This is a genomic window from Streptosporangium roseum DSM 43021 (genome assembly GCF_000024865.1).
In the GTDB taxonomy this organism is placed as follows: Bacteria; Actinomycetota; Actinomycetes; order Streptosporangiales; family Streptosporangiaceae; genus Streptosporangium; species Streptosporangium roseum.
The window spans coordinates 5,445,546-5,463,000 of sequence record NC_013595.1; the positions used below are offsets into that span (position 1 = coordinate 5,445,546).

General features: G+C 68.4%; 21 protein-coding genes. 15 read left to right on the top strand and 6 right to left on the bottom strand.

The window, feature by feature from the left end; translation table 11 throughout:
• Positions 1 to 197 precede the first annotated feature (197 nt).
• The 6 genes from SROS_RS51130 to SROS_RS23820 all read left to right on the top strand — a co-directional run bounded on the left by SROS_RS51130 (position 198) and on the right by SROS_RS23820 (position 6,350).
• A complete protein-coding gene (locus tag SROS_RS51130) occupies positions 198 to 497 on the top strand; it encodes a hypothetical protein (protein ID WP_169369364.1) in 300 nt (99 codons plus the stop codon).
• 374 nt (positions 498 to 871) lie between these two features.
• Complete coding sequence (locus SROS_RS23800) at positions 872 to 1,573, top strand: response regulator transcription factor (RefSeq protein ID WP_012891463.1); 702 nt, start codon at positions 872 to 874, stop codon at positions 1,571 to 1,573.
• Positions 1,570 to 3,030: a sensor histidine kinase gene (locus SROS_RS23805; RefSeq protein WP_012891464.1), complete on the top strand. Its 1,461-nt coding sequence runs from the start codon at positions 1,570 to 1,572 to the stop codon at positions 3,028 to 3,030. Before SROS_RS23800 ends, SROS_RS23805 begins: the two co-directional genes overlap by 4 nt.
• Positions 3,031 to 3,122: 92 nt before the next feature.
• A complete protein-coding gene (locus tag SROS_RS23810) occupies positions 3,123 to 4,022 on the top strand; it encodes a polyphosphate polymerase domain-containing protein (protein ID WP_012891465.1) in 900 nt (299 codons plus the stop codon).
• A gap of 6 nt (positions 4,023 to 4,028) precedes the next feature.
• Positions 4,029 to 4,706 carry a DUF4956 domain-containing protein gene (locus SROS_RS23815; RefSeq protein WP_012891466.1) on the top strand — a complete coding sequence of 226 codons (678 nt, stop codon included), beginning with the start codon at positions 4,029 to 4,031 and terminating at the stop codon, positions 4,704 to 4,706.
• Positions 4,707 to 4,715: 9 nt separating this feature from the next.
• Entirely contained in the window at positions 4,716 to 6,350 is a 1,635-nt protein-coding gene (locus SROS_RS23820) for a CotH kinase family protein (RefSeq protein ID WP_012891467.1), read from the top strand.
• Positions 6,351 to 6,777: 427 nt separating this feature from the next.
• Here SROS_RS23820 and SROS_RS23825 read toward each other — a convergent pair whose 3' ends face one another.
• Both SROS_RS23825 and SROS_RS23830 read right to left on the bottom strand, forming a co-directional pair.
• The gene (locus tag SROS_RS23825; RefSeq protein ID WP_012891468.1) at positions 6,778 to 7,281 is read right to left on the bottom strand and encodes a dihydrofolate reductase; all 504 of its coding nucleotides are present in this window, start codon (positions 7,279 to 7,281) and stop codon (positions 6,778 to 6,780) included.
• Positions 7,278 to 8,075 carry a thymidylate synthase gene (locus SROS_RS23830; protein WP_012891469.1) on the bottom strand — a complete coding sequence of 266 codons (798 nt, stop codon included), beginning with the start codon at positions 8,073 to 8,075 and terminating at the stop codon, positions 7,278 to 7,280. The genes SROS_RS23825 and SROS_RS23830 overlap by 4 nt, the downstream gene beginning before the upstream one ends.
• 299 nt (positions 8,076 to 8,374) lie before the next feature.
• On the opposite strand from SROS_RS23830, the gene SROS_RS23835 reads away from it, so the two are divergent.
• Both SROS_RS23835 and SROS_RS23840 read left to right on the top strand, forming a co-directional pair.
• Positions 8,375 to 8,731 carry a hypothetical protein gene (locus tag SROS_RS23835; RefSeq protein ID WP_012891470.1) on the top strand — a complete coding sequence of 119 codons (357 nt, stop codon included), beginning with the start codon at positions 8,375 to 8,377 and terminating at the stop codon, positions 8,729 to 8,731.
• 212 nt (positions 8,732 to 8,943) lie between these two features.
• Positions 8,944 to 9,168, top strand: coding sequence for a hypothetical protein (locus tag SROS_RS23840; protein WP_012891471.1), 225 nt, complete (start codon positions 8,944 to 8,946; stop codon positions 9,166 to 9,168).
• Here the strand turns inward: SROS_RS23840 and SROS_RS23845 are convergent.
• Genes SROS_RS23845 through SROS_RS23860 form a run of 4 tightly spaced genes read right to left on the bottom strand, consistent with a single transcriptional unit; the run spans position 9,165 to position 12,071 of the window.
• A complete protein-coding gene (locus SROS_RS23845; RefSeq protein WP_148269179.1) occupies positions 9,165 to 9,428 on the bottom strand; it encodes a hypothetical protein in 264 nt (87 codons plus the stop codon). The two genes, SROS_RS23840 and SROS_RS23845, sit on opposite strands and share 4 nt — an antisense overlap.
• A complete protein-coding gene (locus tag SROS_RS23850) occupies positions 9,425 to 9,625 on the bottom strand; it encodes a ferredoxin (RefSeq protein WP_012891473.1) in 201 nt (66 codons plus the stop codon). Before SROS_RS23850 ends, SROS_RS23845 begins: the two co-directional genes overlap by 4 nt.
• Before the next feature lie 26 nt (positions 9,626 to 9,651).
• Positions 9,652 to 10,866 (bottom strand): cytochrome P450, encoded by a 1,215-nt coding sequence (locus SROS_RS23855; protein ID WP_012891474.1) that lies wholly within the window; start codon positions 10,864 to 10,866, stop codon positions 9,652 to 9,654.
• Positions 10,867 to 10,889: 23 nt separating this feature from the next.
• Positions 10,890 to 12,071, bottom strand: coding sequence for an NAD(P)/FAD-dependent oxidoreductase (locus SROS_RS23860; RefSeq protein ID WP_012891475.1), 1,182 nt, complete (start codon positions 12,069 to 12,071; stop codon positions 10,890 to 10,892).
• A gap of 104 nt (positions 12,072 to 12,175) precedes the next feature.
• Here SROS_RS23860 and SROS_RS23865 point away from each other — a divergent pair, with 104 nt between their 5' ends.
• The 7 genes from SROS_RS23865 to SROS_RS23885 all read left to right on the top strand — a co-directional run bounded on the left by SROS_RS23865 (position 12,176) and on the right by SROS_RS23885 (position 17,329).
• Positions 12,176 to 12,793, top strand: a complete 618-nt coding sequence (locus SROS_RS23865) for a TetR/AcrR family transcriptional regulator (RefSeq protein WP_012891476.1) — start codon at positions 12,176 to 12,178, stop codon at positions 12,791 to 12,793.
• Between the two features lie 91 nt (positions 12,794 to 12,884).
• The gene (locus SROS_RS23870; RefSeq protein WP_012891477.1) at positions 12,885 to 13,694 is read left to right on the top strand and encodes an SDR family NAD(P)-dependent oxidoreductase; all 810 of its coding nucleotides are present in this window, start codon (positions 12,885 to 12,887) and stop codon (positions 13,692 to 13,694) included.
• Positions 13,695 to 13,876: 182 nt separating this feature from the next.
• Positions 13,877 to 14,152 carry a beta-lactamase family protein gene (locus SROS_RS49850; protein WP_148269181.1) on the top strand — a complete coding sequence of 92 codons (276 nt, stop codon included), beginning with the start codon at positions 13,877 to 13,879 and terminating at the stop codon, positions 14,150 to 14,152.
• A gap of 4 nt (positions 14,153 to 14,156) precedes the next feature.
• A complete protein-coding gene (locus tag SROS_RS51135) occupies positions 14,157 to 14,330 on the top strand; it encodes a hypothetical protein (RefSeq protein ID WP_012891478.1) in 174 nt (57 codons plus the stop codon).
• Entirely contained in the window at positions 14,327 to 15,766 is a 1,440-nt protein-coding gene (locus SROS_RS23875) for an MFS transporter (RefSeq protein ID WP_012891479.1), read from the top strand. The genes SROS_RS51135 and SROS_RS23875 overlap by 4 nt, the downstream gene beginning before the upstream one ends.
• A gap of 128 nt (positions 15,767 to 15,894) precedes the next feature.
• Complete coding sequence (locus SROS_RS23880) at positions 15,895 to 17,112, top strand: cytochrome P450 (protein WP_012891480.1); 1,218 nt, start codon at positions 15,895 to 15,897, stop codon at positions 17,110 to 17,112.
• 19 nt (positions 17,113 to 17,131) lie between these two features.
• Positions 17,132 to 17,329: a ferredoxin gene (locus SROS_RS23885; protein ID WP_012891481.1), complete on the top strand. Its 198-nt coding sequence runs from the start codon at positions 17,132 to 17,134 to the stop codon at positions 17,327 to 17,329.
• The last annotated feature ends 126 nt before the right edge of the window (positions 17,330 to 17,455 follow it).

The following is a 17,455-nucleotide window of genomic DNA, read 5'->3' on the forward strand; positions in this document are numbered from 1 at the left end:
CGGTCTTGCACTCAGCTTGTCGCGATCTTGGAACGCGCTTGAGGACCTGCTGGTCGCGATCCGGAGTGGGGGTGCCACCGGAATGCGATCCGGAGTGGGGGTGCCACCGGAATGCGATCCGGAGTGGGGGTGCCACCGGAATATGGCAGAAACGGCCCGCGCGAGTACATCGCCGCAGGTGCAGAGGGACCTCGCGGGTGGATGTCTTGCAGAACGATCTTCGAGTCCGGGCGCGGGCCGCGCTGGGCGCCTCAGCTGCGGCGCTCCTGACGCGGCTGGCCGTCGAAGGTGATCGGGGTGTTCAGTTCCGGATCGCGGTCGAGCTGCTCATCGGTGATACCAGCCGCGACCAGGCGATCGCGGCCCTCGAACGGCTGCGTGGCGGCGATGATCCGGCAGCGGCCGCCGCCTCCTCCGTCCTCGACTCAGGCCGTCGGCGGGACCGTCCGCGCTTGCCGCGCACCGGCGGGATCGCCTCCGACAGCGGCACCAGCTGAGTGACATCGTTGCGGTTGCCGCCGGCAGGTCATGCCCGAGCCGTACCCCGGTTCCTGCGGCAGGTGTTTCCAGGCGATGCCGGTGGAGAGCACGGACAAGATGCCTGCAGCGCGAGGCGGTCATCCAGCCGTTTACGCCCTGGCCGGCGGGCGCGACGCTGATGTTCGGGCAGCAGCGGTGCGATGACCGCCCACAACTCGTCACTGACCTCCCACGGCTTCAGCCGCGCAGCCCGCCCACCCCTCTCGACGTCGCTACAGCGAGAGATCAAAGCACAGCAGAGCCAATTCTGTCGGGCGCTCTTGGACAGGGCCGTCTGTGCTCGACCGGTCGCTCTCACCTTTCTTTCACCGCGAGCAGGTAGAACGATGTCGTGAACGAACAACCCGCCGTGAAGGTGCTGGTCGTCGATGACGAGCCGAACATTCGCGAGCTGCTGTCTGAGGCCCTGGAGTTGAACGGCTTCGCCGTGCGGACCGCTGCGGATGGCCGCCAGGCGCTGGAGGCGGTGGCCCGGGAGCGGCCCGACATCATCGTGCTGGACGTGATGATGCCCGCTCCGGACGGGTTCACGGTCGCGCGCAAGCTCCGCGAAGCCGGGGACAGCCCCCTGCTGCTCTTTTTGACCGCCAAGGACGCGGTGTCGGACCGGATCGCGGGGCTGACCGCCGGTGGGGATGACTATGTGACCAAGCCTTTCAGCCTGGAGGAGGTGGTCTTGCGGCTGCGGGCGATCATGCGCAGGATGCGGCCTGCGCAAGAGCAGGTCGACGACGGCGTGCTGCGCTACGCCGACCTGGAGCTCGACGAGCAGGCCCACACCGTACGGCGGGCAGGGCGGGCGATCCACCTGTCGCCGACGGAGTTCAGCCTGCTGCGCTACCTGATGATCAACGCCGAGCGGGTGGTCAGCAAGGCTCAGATCCTCGACCGCGTGTGGGACTACGACTTCGAGGGCGAAAGCAGGATCGTGGAGTCCTACATCAGTTACCTGCGGCGGAAGATCGACGCAGAGGGCCCGCCACTGATCCACACGTTGCGTGGTGTCGGCTACCGGTTGCAGGGGTCCTCGTGAGACGGGCCTGGCCCCTGCGGCATCGGCTGCTGGCCGCGCTGCTCGGTCTGTGCGCGGTCGGGCTGACGGCGTTCGCCACCGCGAGTGTGCTGCTGCTGGAGCGTTCACTGCTGTCCAGGGTAGACGCCCAGCTGACCGAGACGGCCATCACCTTCGGCCGGCGCCCGCTCCCGCCTCCGCCGCCGCCACCGGTGGACAGGGGGCAGTCCGTGCAGCTCCCGACACAGTTCAAGATCGCCTTCTACGGCCCTTCCGGGACTTTGCTGCGCAGCCTGCCCGCCGAGAACGGTGACGGACCGGCCATCCCCGCCGCGGCGATATCCACCATCCCGCAAGGCCCCATCACCGTGCCCGCCACGGGGACGGGTCAGTGGCGGGTGCTGGTCAGGAACCTGCCCGACGGCACCAGGCTGACCGTGTCAATGTCGCTGGAGCCCAACCGGGCGACCGTGCACCAGCTCCTGGTCATCGAGGCGGCGGCGGGCAGCCTGGTGCTGCTGCTGCTGGGCACGCTCGCCTTCGCCGTGGTACGGCTGGGCCTGCGCCCGCTGACCCGCATGGAGCAGACCGCCGAGGCCATCGCGGGCGGAGACATCGACCGCAGGGTCAGTGACACCGACCCCGACACCGAGACAGGCCGTCTCGGCGGCGCGCTGAACACCATGCTGGAGCGCCTGGCCACCGCGCTCCGCGAGTCCGAGCGCTCCGAACGGCGATTGCGGCACTTCGTCGCCGACGCCTCCCATGAACTGCGCACCCCGCTCACCTCCATCAGGGGCTTCGCCGAGCTCTACCATCACGGCCAGGACGCCAGGGACCCGGCGGCCGAGCGGCTGCTGCGCAGAATCGAGGCCGAGGCCGAGCGCATGGGGGTCCTGGTGGAGGACATGCTGCTGCTGGCCAGGCTGGACCAGGAGCCCGCGCTGGAGCCCAGCGTCGTGGACCTGCACGTGCTGGCCGGAGATGTGGTGCACGCCGCTCGCGCTCGCGATCGCGAGCGGCCGATCCGGCTGATCATCTCCGACGGGCCGGTGTTCGTGCGCGGCGACGAGCGCCGCTTGCATCAGGTCATCGCCAATCTGGTCGGCAACGCCATCCAGCACACCTCTTCGGGCACCGAGATCGGCCTCACCGTCGCTCCGCGAGCGGTTGCCGGGGTTCCGGCTCCCGGCGTCGTGCATGCCGGGGCCGGACCCGCCCCCCACCGCAGAGCCGCGCTACTCGAAGTGCGAGACGAGGGGCAGGGCATCGATCCCGAGCACCTGCCGTACCTGTTCGACCGCTTTTACCGGGCCGATCCGGACCGCTCCCGCGACAGCGGCGGAACCGGACTGGGCCTGGCCATAGCCGCCGCGCTCGTGCAGGCGCACGACGGCCGGATCGAGGTGACCAGCACCCCCGGCCGCGGCACCACCTTCCGCGTGCTTCTCCCGCTGGAGCAGCCCCAGGACGGCTGAACATCCACCGGCAGTTCATCTTCGCGTCGGATGCGGTTCACACATTGTTCCCAGCTTGGTGCTGTCAGATGTGTGCTGACGAAAGGAGGAACATGCTGGCAAGGTTCCGCAAACCAGCCGTCTCCGCGGCTCGCGACAGCGATCAAAGCGTGTCCGGCGCCGAACCGGCTGGTGACCAAGGTCACCGGCTGCGGGCACCGAGCAAGCTGCACGCCTTCAACCGGTATGAGATCAAGTACCTCGTGGAGGCATCGGAGGCGGCCGCGCTCAGGGAAGAGATCGAGCAGCGGCTGGATCGCGACAGCCACAGCGGCCAGGAGGGTTACGGCATCTGGAGCGTCTACTACGACACCCGGCAGCTGCGCTTTTACTGGGAGAAGATCGAGGGCCTGAAGTTCCGCAGGAAGCTGCGGGTGCGCCACTACGGCGATCGGTTCGCCGTGCAGGACGACACACCGGTGTTCGTCGAGATCAAGCAGCGGGTCAACCGGGTGACCCAGAAGCGCCGGGTAAGCCTGCCCTACCGGGACGCGCTGCGCCTGTGCGACGGCCGGCAGATGGTCGAGCACGAGCCATCCCAGCGTGCGTTCCTGCAAGAGGTGCTCGACCTCGCCTTGCGCTTGGACCTGCGGGCTGTCGCGATGACCGGTTACACCCGGCACGCCTACGTGGGCCGCGACGCCGACGTGGGCCTGCGCGTCACCTTCGACCACCGCATCCGGGGCCGTGACCGCGACTTCCACCTGGGCGCCGACGCCGAGAACAAGCTCATCGTCCCCGCTCGCATGTCCATCGTGGAGGTCAAGGCCAACGAGCGGGTGCCGTACTGGCTGACCGACCTGACCGCCAAACGGAACCTGCAGGTGGTCCGGGTCTCCAAGTACTGCCAGAGCGTGGAGGCGCACGGGCTGGCCCCTCGCTCGGTCTTTCACATCCCCGACCACGATCTCGATCTCGGCCGCCACCGGCCGACCGTTCTCTCGGAGGCATGACCCCCCATGGACTTCTCCTTCCAGGACCTGTCCGGCACGTTCAGCGTGGCCGACATCGCGATCGCGATGTCGCTGTCGTTCGTGCTCAGCGCGATGATCGGCTGGGTGTACCGGGCCACGCACCGCAACGTGTCCTACAGCCAGTCCTACGTGCAGACGCTGGTCATCTTGGGCATGCTGATCTCGCTGATCATGCTGGTCGTCGGCTCGAACATCGCCCGTGCCTTCGCCCTGGTCGGCGCGTTGTCGGTGGTGCGGTTCCGTAACGCCATCAAGGAGACGCGCGATGTCGGGTTCATCTTCCTCGTCATGGGCGTCGGGATGGCCGTCGGTACCCGCTTCTACCTGCTGGCCGTCGTCGCCGCCGTGGCGATCTCGCTGATCATCGTGGTCATGCACCGGTTCAACTGGTTCCAGCTCAACGTGCGGCGGCAGGTGGTCAAGGTGCAGGTTCCCGCGGACGAGGACTACACCGCGGCCATCCAGGACGTGCTCATCCGGCACACCGAGGAGTTCGAGCTGGTCAGTATGGAGTCGATCCGCGGGGGCGCGCTGACGGAGCTGATGTACACCGTGAAGATCAAGAAGGGCAGCGAGCCGGCCGATGTGATGGCCGCGCTGCGCGAGCGCAACCACGGCCAGTCGGTCACCGTCCTGACCGGGTACGACCAGAGCGACCTGTAGGCCGGCACCATGGCGCAGCTCAAGCATCGTATTCCGGTCAAACTCCGGCACAACTGGAAGCTGGTCGCGCTGTGCGCGGCGTTCCTGGCCCTGTGCTGGGGTGTGCTCGGCAGCGGGATGATCCGCCCCTACGTCACCATCTCCCAGGCCGCCACGGCCGAGACCGTCATCACGAACCTGACCGGCACCAAGGACCTGTTCGACACCTCTGTGGCGCACGAGGTGAAGCTCACCTTCACCGACGCGGCCTATGAGGACATGCTGAGCGAGTACTTCAAGGACGGCGAGAAGAAGTACCTCGAAGCCGACCTGACCATCGACGGCGTCCGCATCCCCAGCGTGGGCGTCCGGCTCAAGGGCAACTCCACCCTGTCCGGGCTGACCTGGAAGGGACAGTCCAAGCAGCGGAGCATGCCCGGCGGCGGACAGCGGCGCGGAGGTATGCCCGAGGGCTTCCAACCACCCGAAGGTTTCCAACCACCTGAGGGATTCCAGCCGCCCGAGGGCGGCGAGCCATCCGAAGGCTCCCGGTCACCGGGCAATGGGCCGCCGCCAGTCGGGCAGCAGGGCAATGGCGAGCAGCCCAGAGGTGGCGGGTTCGGCGCGTCTTTGAAGGGTGAGGAGCCGGAGAACCTGCCGTGGCTGATCAGCTTCGACGAGTTCGTGGAGGGCCGCCGCTACCAGGGGCACAGCCAGGTGGCAGTACGGCCGGCCGCGATGGGCTCGACGACGATGCTGAACGAGGCACTGGGCATCGCACTGGTCGGCGCCTCCGGTGAGCCCACCCAGCGTTCGGCCCACAGCGCCTTCACTGTCAACGGCCGCACCTCGACACCGCGTCTGCTCGTGGAATACCTCGACGAGGGCTATGCCGAAGGCCTCGGCGAAGGCGTGCTGTACAAGTCGCTGGCCGGCAGCTCCTTCAGCTACAAGGGCGAGGACCAGACCGGGTACACCAACGACTTCAAGCAGATCAACAAGGTCGGCGGCCAGGATCTACAGCCGGTCATCGATCTGGTCAAATGGGTGAACCAAGCCTCCGACCCCGAATTCGCCGCAGGCCTGGGCGAGCGTTTGGACGTGGAGTCGTTCGCCCGTTATCTGGTCCTGCAGAACCTCATGGTCAACTTCGACGACATGGCCGGGCCCGGACGCAACTACTACCTGTGGTACGACCTGGACACCAAGAAGTTCAAGGTCATCACCTGGGACCTCAACCTCGCCTTCAGCGGTAACGCCAAGAGCGGTGTGAACGACACGGTCACGATGGGCTTCGGCCGGGGACGCCCCCAGCAGGACCAGCAGGACCAGCAGGACCAGCCGCCTCAAGGTTTCACCCCGCCCCAGGACGGCCCTCAGCAGCCTCCAGAAGGAGGCATGATGCGCATCGGCCATCCTCTGAAGGAGAGGTTCCTCAAGAACGCCATCTTCAAGAAGGTCTACCAGGAGCAGTATCGTGCTCTGTATGCCAAGCTGCTCGGCAACGGCACCGCATCCGGCCTGCTCAACGATCTCGCCACGTCCTACAAGCTGAACGAGGACGCCGACACCGCCAAGGCCGACACCGAGGCGCAGAACCTGCGCACGTTCCTGCAGACCCGCACTCAGACACTGCGGTCCGACAAGGCGATCAGCGGCGGGTAGCGTCCTTGCGATCACCCGAGTTCCGGATGTAGAGATCTGGGCCGGAAACAGGAGCGACCACAGCTCGACCGTTCTCCGACAGATCAGCCTGCCGCAGGAACCGCCCCCTCGCCCTTTCACGGATCACGCAGCCCATGTACGTGATAATGGTCCATATATCACATACATGAGCTGCCGGCCGCCGTGGCCGAGCAGGCGATTCACTCCCCGGGAGGGTGCGCCACTCGCGCACGTTATTTCGAACTGGACATCAACAGCCGTCTCGATCTGGACCTGGCCATCCGTGCCGCGACGCTGCCCAGCCCCCGCACCCCGCAGGATGAGATGACCGCGGCTTCCGGCCGGTCGGCCGGAGGCCCAAGCCCGTGACCTTCGCGTTTGAGCACCGAGGCCGGTTCAGGAGGTGGTCAGGGTTGTGAATTGACTGTCACCGCGTGTATCTGCGGATACGGTAGCGCAGCCCGGACGTCGAGGACTGCCAGCCTCTGTCCTCGGCGACTTTCCACGTCGAATCCAGTGTCGGGGCGTAGGTGTCGCCGTTCACTGTCAAGTCGACTTCAGTCACCGAGAGCATCGTGGCGTACCCCAGGGCGGCACGATAAATTTCCCCGCCACCGATCACCCATACCGCCGCAGGGGCGGCTGTCTCCGACGGTTCGGCTGCGAGTTCCAGAGCCTGGGCGATGGAACCGGCACGTTCTGCGCCTTCGACCACCCAGTGTGGATCGCGAGTCACCACGATGTTGCGCCTGTCTGACAGCGGCCGGAATCGCGGAGGCAGCGAATCCCATGTCTTGCGCCCCATCACCACTGGATGACCCAGGGTGGTTGCCTTGAAATGGGCCATGTCCTCAGGCAGTCGCCACGGAATCCCGTTGTCCGCGCCGATCACGCCATTGAGGGTCTGCGCCCAGATCAGCCCGACGTTCACACCGCGACCGGGGCTTTGATGGCCGGGTGGTGCCGGTAGTCGAGCACCTCCACATCGGCGTAGGCGTAGTCGAAAAGCGAGTCGGCTTGGCGCAGACGCAACCCGGGAAACTCGAACGGGGTGCGCGAGAGCTGCTCGGTCACCTGCTCGACATGATTGTCGTAGATGTGGCAGTCGCCGCCGGTCCAGATGAAGTCGCCCGGCTTGAGGCCGGCCTGCTGCGCCACCATGTGCGTGAGCAGGGCGTAGCTGGCGATGTTGAACGGTACGCCGAGGAACAGGTCCGCGCTGCGCTGGTACAGCTGGCAGGAGAGCTTGCCGTCGGCGACGTAGAACTGGAAGAAGGCGTGACAGGGCGCGAGAGCCATCTTGTCCAGCTCGGCGACGTTCCAGGCGGAGACGATCATCCGGCGGGAGTCCGGGTCCCGGCGCAGAGTGTCGAGAACTTCGCTGACCTGGTCGATGTGCCTGCCGTCCGGGGCGGGCCAAGAGCGCCACTGTGCGCCGTAAACCGGGCCGAGTTCGCCGTTCGCGTCGGCCCACTCGTCCCAGATGGTGACGCCGTGCTTATGCAGCCAGCCGATGTTCGAGTCGCCGCGCAGGAACCACAGCAGCTCGTACACGATGGATCTGAGATGCACCTTTTTGGTGGTGACCAGCGGAAATCCCTGCGAGAGGTCGTAGCGTAGTTGGTGCCCGAAGACACTTCGGGTACCGGTGCCCGTCCGGTCGGCTTTGGCCGTCCCGGAGGTGAGTACCAGCCGCAACAGGTCTTCGTACTGGGTGTCCGCCATAGCCGTCGAGTTTACCGGCCACCTGCAAGGCGTACTCGACGGTCATGTCTCGCCGTACGCCCGGGGCGCTGGTGTGCGGCTCAGCCCCGGCGTCGGGCGGCGGGGTCGCGTCCGGCGAGGTGCCGGGCGCGCGGCGGCCGAAGCGCGCCGCCGCTCCCGAGTTCGATCGCCCCGCCCGCCCCCTTACATTCACCGCCGCAGTAAATGCGTAGCTGCCCGGATGATCCCGCGGGACTGTGATCCTCTCAGGAGGATTGACTCGTCCTCGGTGAAAGGTATCTTCCATTTAGGAAAGTTTCTTGTCTAAGAAGACGTTCACCTGGCGCCATTCGCCCTTCGAAGCACTGGAGGAAGCGCACGTGAAAAAGAGCCGGACTGCGGCCCTGTCCGCCGCCGCACTGCTGACCGCCGGGCTGCTGGTCGGCACCGCCTCACCCGCCCACGCCCTCCCGGAGGGTTGCACAGCCGAAACATGGAGGACGGACCGCGTCTCCAGCTACTGCCAGAGCGGCACGGGGGAACACCAGATCGCCGCCAGCTACCTCCACCGGAATGGGGAGCGTATGGAAACGAGAGGCTCGTGGGCACCGGTGGGCCAAACCTCCTCCGCCAGCATCAACGGGACAGTCCTGCTCTGGTGGATCAACAAACGCTGAGAGAGCCGGCGCCGCCCCCATCGCCCTACGAGGAGCCGGACATGACGACGCCCCCGGCCAGGCCGGACGCTCCTCCCGTTGTCCGACTCGGGCGGACACGCCTGGATGCCGCCAAACTTGGACTCGCTCACTCCGGGTAGTCGTATGGGGCGTGCAGTAACCGGAGAGGGTGTCCGCAGTAGGCGGCACACCCCTGCTCGAAGGAGAACCTCGTGAACCGCACCACGATCGTCGCCACGCTGATCGGCGTCGGCGCCGTTCTGGCCTCGCCTGCGGCTGCCGGCTCAGCCCACGCAGCGGCCGACCCTCTCAGTGACCTGTTCGGCGGCGGCTACTACGGCGGCGGCTACTACGAGAGCTCGGGCAGCGGGGTCGGTCACGGTGTCGGGGTGGGTGGCCTGATCGGCATCGGCGGCATCGGGCTCGACATTCTCTAGAGGACCAGCGCGGGGGCGGCGGGTTCCCCGGCCCCCGGGCATGTGGGGCACCATCGGTGATTTGCGCGGACGCGGGCGTAGACCGGCGCCTCCGCCATCTGCCGGGACGACCCGCCGTCCGGCTCCACCCGCTTGCCGCTGACGGCGACCATGACGAAGGCGGACTGTTCGGCCAGGCGCGACGGCAGCATCGCCGCTGCCGTGCCATCGAGCCTGGCCGAACAGTCCGCCCCGCAGGATGCCGCGCGCCTCCTGCTCACGCCTCCTCGGTCACCTCGATGGCGAACGCCGGGCAGACCGCGGCGGACTCCCGGACCGCGGCGTGCTGGTCGGCGTCCGGCTCGGGCTCCAGCAGGATGACGATGCCGTCGTCGTCACGCTGGTCGAACACCTCGGGTGCGATCAGCACGCACTGGCCGGCGCCGCAGCACTTGTCCTCATCAATGGCGACTTTCATGGTGTTACCTCCTCGTTCGTCTCGGGTCACCAGCGGACGGGAACGGTGCGCAGGCCGCCGACGGCCAGCCCTTCCACCCGCTCCAGCTCTTCCACCGGCACCGCCAGCTCCAGGCTCGGCAGCTTGCGCAGCAGCACTTCCAGCACGACCTGCAGCTCGGTACGGGCCAGCGCCTGCCCGAGGCAGGAGTGGGCGCCGGCGCCGAACGCCAGATGCGGGTTCGGGCTGCGGGTCAGGTCGAACCGCTCGGCGTCCTCGAACGCGCTCACGTCCCGGTTGGCGGCGGCCATGCTGCAGATGACCGTGGTCCCCTTGGGCAGGTGCTCACCACTGACCTCGGTCTCCTCCTTCAGGTATCGGGGCAGGCCGAAGCCGGAGTTGGCGTCCAGGCGCAGCGACTCCTCCACCGCCGTGCGGATCAGCGACGGGTCGGCGAGCAGCGCCTCCCACCGGCTGCGGTCGGCCAGCAGCATGGAGACCATCTTGCCGATCATGTTGGCGGTGGTCTCGTGCCCGGCGACCAGCAACGCCATGCCGGTGACCAGGATCTGCAGGTCGTTCAGGCCGCCGTCCTCCGGGCCGCCGGCCGCGATCAGCTCGCTCAGCAGGTCCTCCCCCGGCTCGGACCGCTTGGCGGCCAGGTGGTCGGACATGTACTGGAAGAACTCTGCCTGGGCCGCCTCGATCTCCTCCTTGCCGTAGCGGGTGAGGTTGAGCAGCGTGTCGGACCAGTAGGAGAACCGGTCGCGGTCCTCGGCGGGCACGCCGAGCATGTCGCAGATGACGTACACCGGCAGCGGGAAGCCCAGGGACGCCTTCAGATCGCCGGGGGCGCCGCACCTGACCATGTCGTCGATGAGGTCCTCGGCGATCTGGGCCATCACCGGGCGCAGGGCGTTCATCCGCTTGGCGGTGAACCACTTGCCGACCAGCCGCCGCCAGTGCTGGTGCTCCTCCCCGCCGTCCGGGATGATCGTCGCCATCTCGCTGTTGAACAACCCGCCGTCCTCGGTGGCCGACAGCCGGGCCGCGTCGGGCGCGTTCAGCAGGCGGGTGAAGCGCGGGTCGGCGAGCACCTGCTTGACGTCCTCGTACCGGGTCAGCAGCGTCGCCCGGTCACCACTGGGCAAGGTCACGTGGGCGACCGGGCACTTGCCGCGCAGTTCGGCCCATTCGGCGGGCGGGTCGAGCGCGGCGTCGTTCGGGATCGGGTAGTTCAGGACCTGCTCGTCGGCACTCATGCGATGTCTCCTTCAGATGTTCCTCAGGCGGGCGGGAGCGGCGGGGTGGCCAATGTCCGCTGGCGCAGGAGGCGGGCCTGCTTGGGCATGTTCCAGCCGAGGACGCCGGTGACCCGGCCGTCCTCGCGGTAAAGGGCGGCGAAGCGGCGCTGCTCCGGGTCGCCCTCGGCGATGGTCACCTCGGCCACCGGTGACGGCAGGCCGTGGGCCTGGATCTTGACGTCGTACTGGTCGGTCCAGAAGTACGGGATCGGCGCGTACGGGCGATCCGCACCGAGGATGTTCGCCGCCACCGTCTGGGCCTGCTCGGTGGCGTTGGTCCGGTTCTCCAGCCGCAGCCGCCTGCCGAGCCCTTCGTGGACGAACGAGGCCACGTCCCCGACGGCGTAGACGCCCTCGGCGGCACGGCAGCGCGCGTCGCACTCCACGCCGTCGCCCAGCGTGAGCCCGCTGCCCTCCAGCCAGCCGGTCGCCGGGCGGCAGCCGACGGCCACCACGACGGCGTCGGCGGGCAGCAGTTCCCCGCCGGCCAGCCGTACGCCCGTCACCCGGCCGGTCTCGCCGGTCAGCGCGTCGACGGCGGCGCCGAGCCGCAGCCGGACCCCGCGCTCGGCGTGCGTCCGGGTGAGGAGGCCGCCGACCTCGGCGCCGAGCTGGTCACCGAGCACGGCGTGTCCCATGCCGGCGAGGGTGACCTCCAGGTCCAGGCCGCGGGCGGTGGCGGCGATCTCCCCGCCCAGCACACCCTCGCCGACGACCACCAGGCGCGTGCCGGCGGTCAGCCGGGTGCGCAGGGCGAGCGCGTCGTCCAGGCCGCGCAGCACGTGTACGCCCGCCAGCCCGTCCTGGCCGGGCAGGCGGCACGGGGTCAGGCCGGTGGCGATGACGACGGCGTCGCCGCGCAGCACCCGGCCGGAGGCGGTGACGACGGCCCGCTCAGCCGCGTCCAGCGCGACCGCGGCCTCGCCCCGGACGAACTCCGCCCCCAGCGCCTCCAACTGCGCCTGGCCGCGCAGCCGGGCCCGTTCCGGCTCCCAGGCCCCCGCCAGCACCTGCTTCGACAGCGGGGGCCGGTCGTAGGGCAGGTGGGGCTCGGCGTCCAGCAGGGTCAGCCGGCCCTGGTGGCCGTTGCGCCGCAGCGCCTCCGCCGTGCTCAGCCCGGCGGCGGACGCACCGACGATCAGCACATGTCCGGGCGCGGTCACGAGGCGTGGTTCATAGGTCGATATCCCTTCGTCATCCCGCTGCCACATTAACCTACAAGTGCAAGTAAACTGACAAGTGTCGTTTATCGGATAGGCTGGCGGGCATGGTCACCGCCAGAGAGAGCAACACCCCGTCGGGCGACCGGCGCGTACGCCGGACTCGATCAGCCTTGGCACATGCGCTGATGGAGCTGGTCGAGGAGCGCGACCTGTCCCGGATCAGCGTCTCGGACGTCGCCGAAGGCGCTGGAGTGAGCCGCTCCGCCTTCTACGACCACTACCGGGACGTTCACGAACTGGCCGAGGACGCCTGCACCGCGATGATCGACGACCTGATCGAGTCCCTGCCCGGCCCCGCCCTGGACTCGCCGGACCTGGCGCGGGAGGCGATCGAGTCGCTGGCGGCGTTCTTCGGCAGCCTGGCCGAGCACACGGGGCTGTATCGCGCACTGCTGGGGTCGGAAGGCAGCGCACGCGTCGCCGGTCACATCCGCCGCCGCATCGCCGCGGTCGTCCATGAGCGCCTGGCGCATGCCGACACCAGCGGGTGGCCGGAGCGCGTCCCGCATGACGTGACGGCCTCGTTCACCGCGGGCGCGCTCATCGGAGTGGCCGTGGACTGGCTCGAGGGCGGGTGTTGCCGTACCTCGGCCGAGATGGCCGAGGTGACCTGGCCGCTGTTGAACGCCCACTACCGCATCAACGAGAGCGGCGGCAGATGAGGACTCAGGCTGCCGGCACCACTCCCCACGCCGGCCCGGTCCGCTTCGCCTGGTGCCGCCCCGTTCTCTGAAGAAACCGAGGAGACCCTTCATGTCCACTGCCGATGTGTCGAGCAAGTCCCTGGCCGAGCTCGTTTCCCTGCAAGGGCGACGTGCGGTCGTGACCGGTGGCGGTCGCGGTCTGGGCAAGGCGATCGCGCTCCGCCTGGCCGAGGCGGGAGCCGATCTGCTGATCGGCGACATCGACGAAGATCTCGCCGTGACCGCTGCCAAGCAGGTCGCAGAGAGCCATGGGGTACGCGCGATCGGCGCCGCCATGGATGTCACGGACGCGGCGGCCGTGGCCGCGGCGGCCGACCGCGCGGTCGCCGAACTCGGCGGCTTGGACGTCTGGGTGAACAACGCCGGGATCTTCCCGAGCGTCCCCCTGCTGGAGATGAGCGAGGAGACGTGGGACAAGGTGTTCGACGTGAACGCGCGCGGTGTCTTCGTCGGTGCGCGTGAGGCGGCACGGCGGATGTCGGCGGCGGGCACGGGCGGTGTCATCGTGAACATCGTCTCCACCGCCGGTTTCCGCGGGAGCGCGCCGGGCCTGGCCGCCTACGTCGGCTCGAAGCACGCCGCCCGCGGTCTCACGCGCGAGCTGGCCCTCGAACTCGCCCCGCTGGGCATCCGCGTGCTCGGAGTGGCACCGAGCTTCGTCCCCACGGAGGGCAACATGATGATGGCCGCGGCCGTGATGGGCGACGACGTCCCGCCGACCGACCTCATGCTGAACAGCCCGATCAGCCGGGTCGGTGTTCCTGACGACATCGCGCGCGTCGTCCTGTTCTGCGCGTCGGACCTGTCCGCCTTCATGACGGGCAGCACCTTGCTCGCCGATGGTGGCGACACCGCCTGAGTAGGCGTCGACTCGAATATCTGCGCCAGGGGCTGGGGTCCGGCAGCATCGGCGAAATTTTCAACGGATATGCAGGTCCGAGCTCCTTGAGGACCTTCGGGCACAGCTTGGAAGGTTAACCGCTGACCTGCATAACCGATGTTTCCCGCGTCGTTGCCACGGGGACCCCGTCAAAGGCGTGGGTGGGCAACCGGTTCCGTTCCTACCGGCCGCAGGAGCTGGTACGGCCGGCGTTGTCCAAGCCGGCGAAGTTTGAGCCGGGGCCGGGCTGGAGCTACGCCAACCCCGACTACACGCCGGCCTTGCTGCTGATCAAGAAGATCGCCGGCCGCTCGCTCGCCGACGGGGAGCGGAGCGACATGGTTCGACCGGGGCTTGAGGCTTTCCCGGCTTCCGGCCCAGAACCGTCCACGGAAGGCGGCGAAAAGTCTCCGGGCTCGGTTCAACGACAGCCTTGAAGTCATGAGTGCTGATGACAACGAGCAGCCCAGCGCGGAGCCTGCCATCGAGGCCCGCGGCCGACGGCCGCGCCGCGGACGGATCGATGCGCGCAACGCCTCCATGGCCGTGGCCGGCGAGTCCGAACCCGGAGAGCCCACCGCGGTCCCCGGCGAACCGACGGAGATGACCGCGTGATTCCCGATTCACCCCCCGCCCCGCCTTCCTGGCGGGAACTGCTGGGCCCCGAACATCTTGGAGCTGCGATCGTGCTGGCGGGCGGAGTGCTCGTCGGTGCGGTCAATATCTATCTGGCTTCGAGTCTGCTGCCGACCGCGGTGGCCGACATCGGCGGCGCCGGCTTCTACGCGTGGAACATGACGATCTACCTCGTCGCCATGGTGATCGCGACGATGCTGGTCAGTCGGCTCCTGGCCCGCTGGGGGAACGTCGGCGCATACCGCCTCGGCTTCGCCGTGTTCCTGGCGGGCTCGCTGGCCTGTGCGGCGAGCCCTGCGATGCCGGTACTGCTGGCCGGCCGCGGCGTCCAGGGACTCGGGGCGGGGGTGCTTTCCGGGCTGGGGTTCGCCGCCATCCGCTCTGCCCTGCCACGCCGGCTGTGGACCCGCGGCAACGCCCTGATGTCGGCGATGTACGGCGTCGGCAACTTCGTCGGCCCGGCGCTCGGCGGCCTGTTCGCCCAGTTCGGCTCGTGGCGCCTGGCGTTCGTGGCGATGGCGGTGATCGCGGCGGCGTGCTGCGCGGTCGTGCCCCGGGTGCTGCCGCGCGGCGAACGCAGCGACGCGCGGGCGCCGGTCCCGGCCGTGTCGCTGCTGCTGGTCACGGCGGCCACCGCGGCCGTCAGCCTGGCCGGAGTGCTGCCCGGCACTATAGCGATGGCGGGCGGCATCGTGGTGGCACTGCTGCTGGTGGCCGCCTTCGTCGCCTACGAACGGCGCAGCGAGCTGCGGGTCTTCCCGCGCACGACCTACCAGGCCGGGTCACCACTGAAGTGGATCTACCTGACGCTCGGGCTACTGGCCTTCGGCGTCGCGGTCGAGTCGTTCGTCCCGCTGTTCGGCCAGCAGCTGGGCGGGCTGCCCCCGCTCGCGGCCGGCCTGTTCGGGGCGGCCATCTCGCTCGGCTGGTCGCTGACCCAGCTCGGCAGCTCCTCGGCCACCAGGGAGCGCACGGTAGGCCGTTTGCGCATCATCGGCCCGCTGCTCCTGGCGGCCGGTTTCCTCCTCCAGGGGCTGCTGCAGCGCGAGGACGCGCCGATCTGGCTGGTGCTCATCTGGGTGCCGGTGCTGTTCATCGCGGGTTCCGGCATCGGCCTGGCCTACCCGCACCTGTCCGTGGCTGCCATGTCCAGCACCCAGGATCCAGAGGAAGGACGCAGGGCCGCCGCGGCGATCGCCACCGTGACGAGCCTGTCGATCGCGTTCGGCACGGCCGTGGCCGGAGTCCTGGTCAATCTCGGCGACCCGTCGATGCTCGACTCGGCACGGTACGTACTGTTCGGATTCGCGATCATCTGCGCGATCGGTGCCATCACCGCACGCGCGGCGGACCGTTCAAGCCGCCCGGAGCCCGCAGATCCGGCCGACCGCACTCCGCTCCAACAGGGCCCGTGACTTGTCGCGATCACTGACCGACATGACGTCCACCCTTCCGGGCTGAAATGTCCGGTTCGGGTTTCCAATCGCCCGTTCACCACGTGCCCGAGATCCCCCAATGACCGCATTCGATGCGAGGAGATGCCATGGCTGACGCCCTGCCAGAGATGCCGACGTTTCCGATGGCCCGTGCGACGGGGTGTCCCTTCGACCCGTCGCCGGAGTTGAGCCGACGACTCGAAGAGGCGCCGGTTTCACGAGTGAGGCTGTGGGATGGCAGCACCCCGTGGATGGTCACCCGCCATGCGGATGTGCGTGCGCTGCTCGCCGATCCGCGTGTCAGCGTCGACGTGGCGCACCCCGGCTTCCCGCACACCAACGCGGTGAGCAAGGCACGCGACGCGCACATGAAGACGCTGATGCAGATGGATGCGCCGGAGCACATCGCCCAGCGGCGGCTTCTGACCTCGGACTTCATGATCAGAAGGATGGAGGCGTTGCGGCCCCGGATCCAACGGATCGTCGATGACCTCATCGATGAGATGCTCGCCGGCCCGAACCCGGTCGACCTGGTGGAGGCGTTCGCGCTACCGGTTCCCTCACTGGTGATCTGCGAACTGCTGGGCGCGCCCTATACCGCCCGCGATCTCTTCCACCGGGTGTCTCGCACGCTCGTCATGGACGAGCCCGACCCTGAACAGGCCATGGCCGCCAGCGAGGAGCTGAATGCCTACCTGGAGGAGTTGGTGGACAGCAAGAATGCCGAGCCGGGCGACGACCTGTTCAGCAGGCTGGCCGTCGAGCAGTACCGGACCGGCGCGATGACCCGGCGTGAGATCGCCACGGCCGGTCAACTCCTTCTGGTGGCCGGGCACGACACCACCGCGACCATGATCGCGCTGGGCACGGCCGCGCTGCTGGCGCACCCGGACCAGTTGAGCGCGGTCCGCGACAGCGAAGACCCCGCACTGGTGGCCAACGCCGCCGAAGAGCTCCTGCGCTACCTGTCCATCACCCATACCGAAGCCCGCCGCGTCGCGCGGGAAGATCTCGAGATCGGAGGCCGGCTCATCCGCAGAGGCGACGGCATCATCGCGGTGAAAAGCATCGCCAACCGGGACCCCTCGGCCTTCCCCGACCCCGACGCCCTCGATGTCCACCGCAAGGCCCGCCACCATGTCGCCTTCGGTTTCGGCGCCCACCAGTGTCTGGGCCAGTCACTGGCCCGAGTGGAACTGCAGGTCGTCTACAGCACCCTCTACCGGCGCATCCCCACACTGGCCCTGGCCGTACCGCTGGAACAGCTGACGTTCAAAGAGAACGCGGTCTTCTACGGGGTGCGCGAGCTACCCGTCACCTGGTGAATCACACAAGGAGAAACGCATGAAGATCACCATCGACCAGGACGCCTGCATCGGCTCCGGGCAGTGCGTACTCAGCTCACCTGGGGTGTTCGACCAACGCGACGCCGACGGCATCGTCGTCCTCCTGCAGGACAACCCGGAACCCGGACTGCAGGAGGACGTCCGTGAGGCCGCCCGTATCTGCCCGGCCCTGGCGATCACGCTGACCCCGCCGTGAACCATCTCGAATCGTTGTCGTAGGTGCTTCGGCGGCGGGTCTGACCGCCGCCGAAACCCCGCGCCGGAAAGGATTCACCGGCGCGTTGAACAGGGACGACGACCGGCGGGGAGCGCCATCCCAGGC

Bases quoted from the DNA above. Each gene is read 5' to 3' on its own strand.
- SROS_RS23810 (WP_012891465.1), top strand. From the start codon at position 3,123: ATGCTGGCAAGGTTCCGCAAACCAGCCGTCTCCGCGGCTCGCGACAGC.
- SROS_RS23815 (WP_012891466.1), top strand. From the start codon at position 4,029: ATGGACTTCTCCTTCCAGGACCTGTCCGGCACGTTCAGCGTGGCCGAC.
- SROS_RS23820 (WP_012891467.1), top strand. From the start codon at position 4,716: ATGGCGCAGCTCAAGCATCGTATTCCGGTCAAACTCCGGCACAACTGG.
- SROS_RS23830 (WP_012891469.1), bottom strand. From the start codon at position 8,075: ATGGCGGACACCCAGTACGAAGACCTGTTGCGGCTGGTACTCACCTCC.
- SROS_RS23850 (WP_012891473.1), bottom strand. From the start codon at position 9,625: ATGAAAGTCGCCATTGATGAGGACAAGTGCTGCGGCGCCGGCCAGTGC.
- SROS_RS23855 (WP_012891474.1), bottom strand. From the start codon at position 10,866: ATGAGTGCCGACGAGCAGGTCCTGAACTACCCGATCCCGAACGACGCC.
- SROS_RS23865 (WP_012891476.1), top strand. From the start codon at position 12,176: ATGGTCACCGCCAGAGAGAGCAACACCCCGTCGGGCGACCGGCGCGTA.
- SROS_RS23870 (WP_012891477.1), top strand. From the start codon at position 12,885: ATGTCCACTGCCGATGTGTCGAGCAAGTCCCTGGCCGAGCTCGTTTCC.
- SROS_RS51135 (WP_012891478.1), top strand. From the start codon at position 14,157: ATGAGTGCTGATGACAACGAGCAGCCCAGCGCGGAGCCTGCCATCGAG.
- SROS_RS23880 (WP_012891480.1), top strand. From the start codon at position 15,895: ATGGCTGACGCCCTGCCAGAGATGCCGACGTTTCCGATGGCCCGTGCG.
- SROS_RS23885 (WP_012891481.1), top strand. From the start codon at position 17,132: ATGAAGATCACCATCGACCAGGACGCCTGCATCGGCTCCGGGCAGTGC.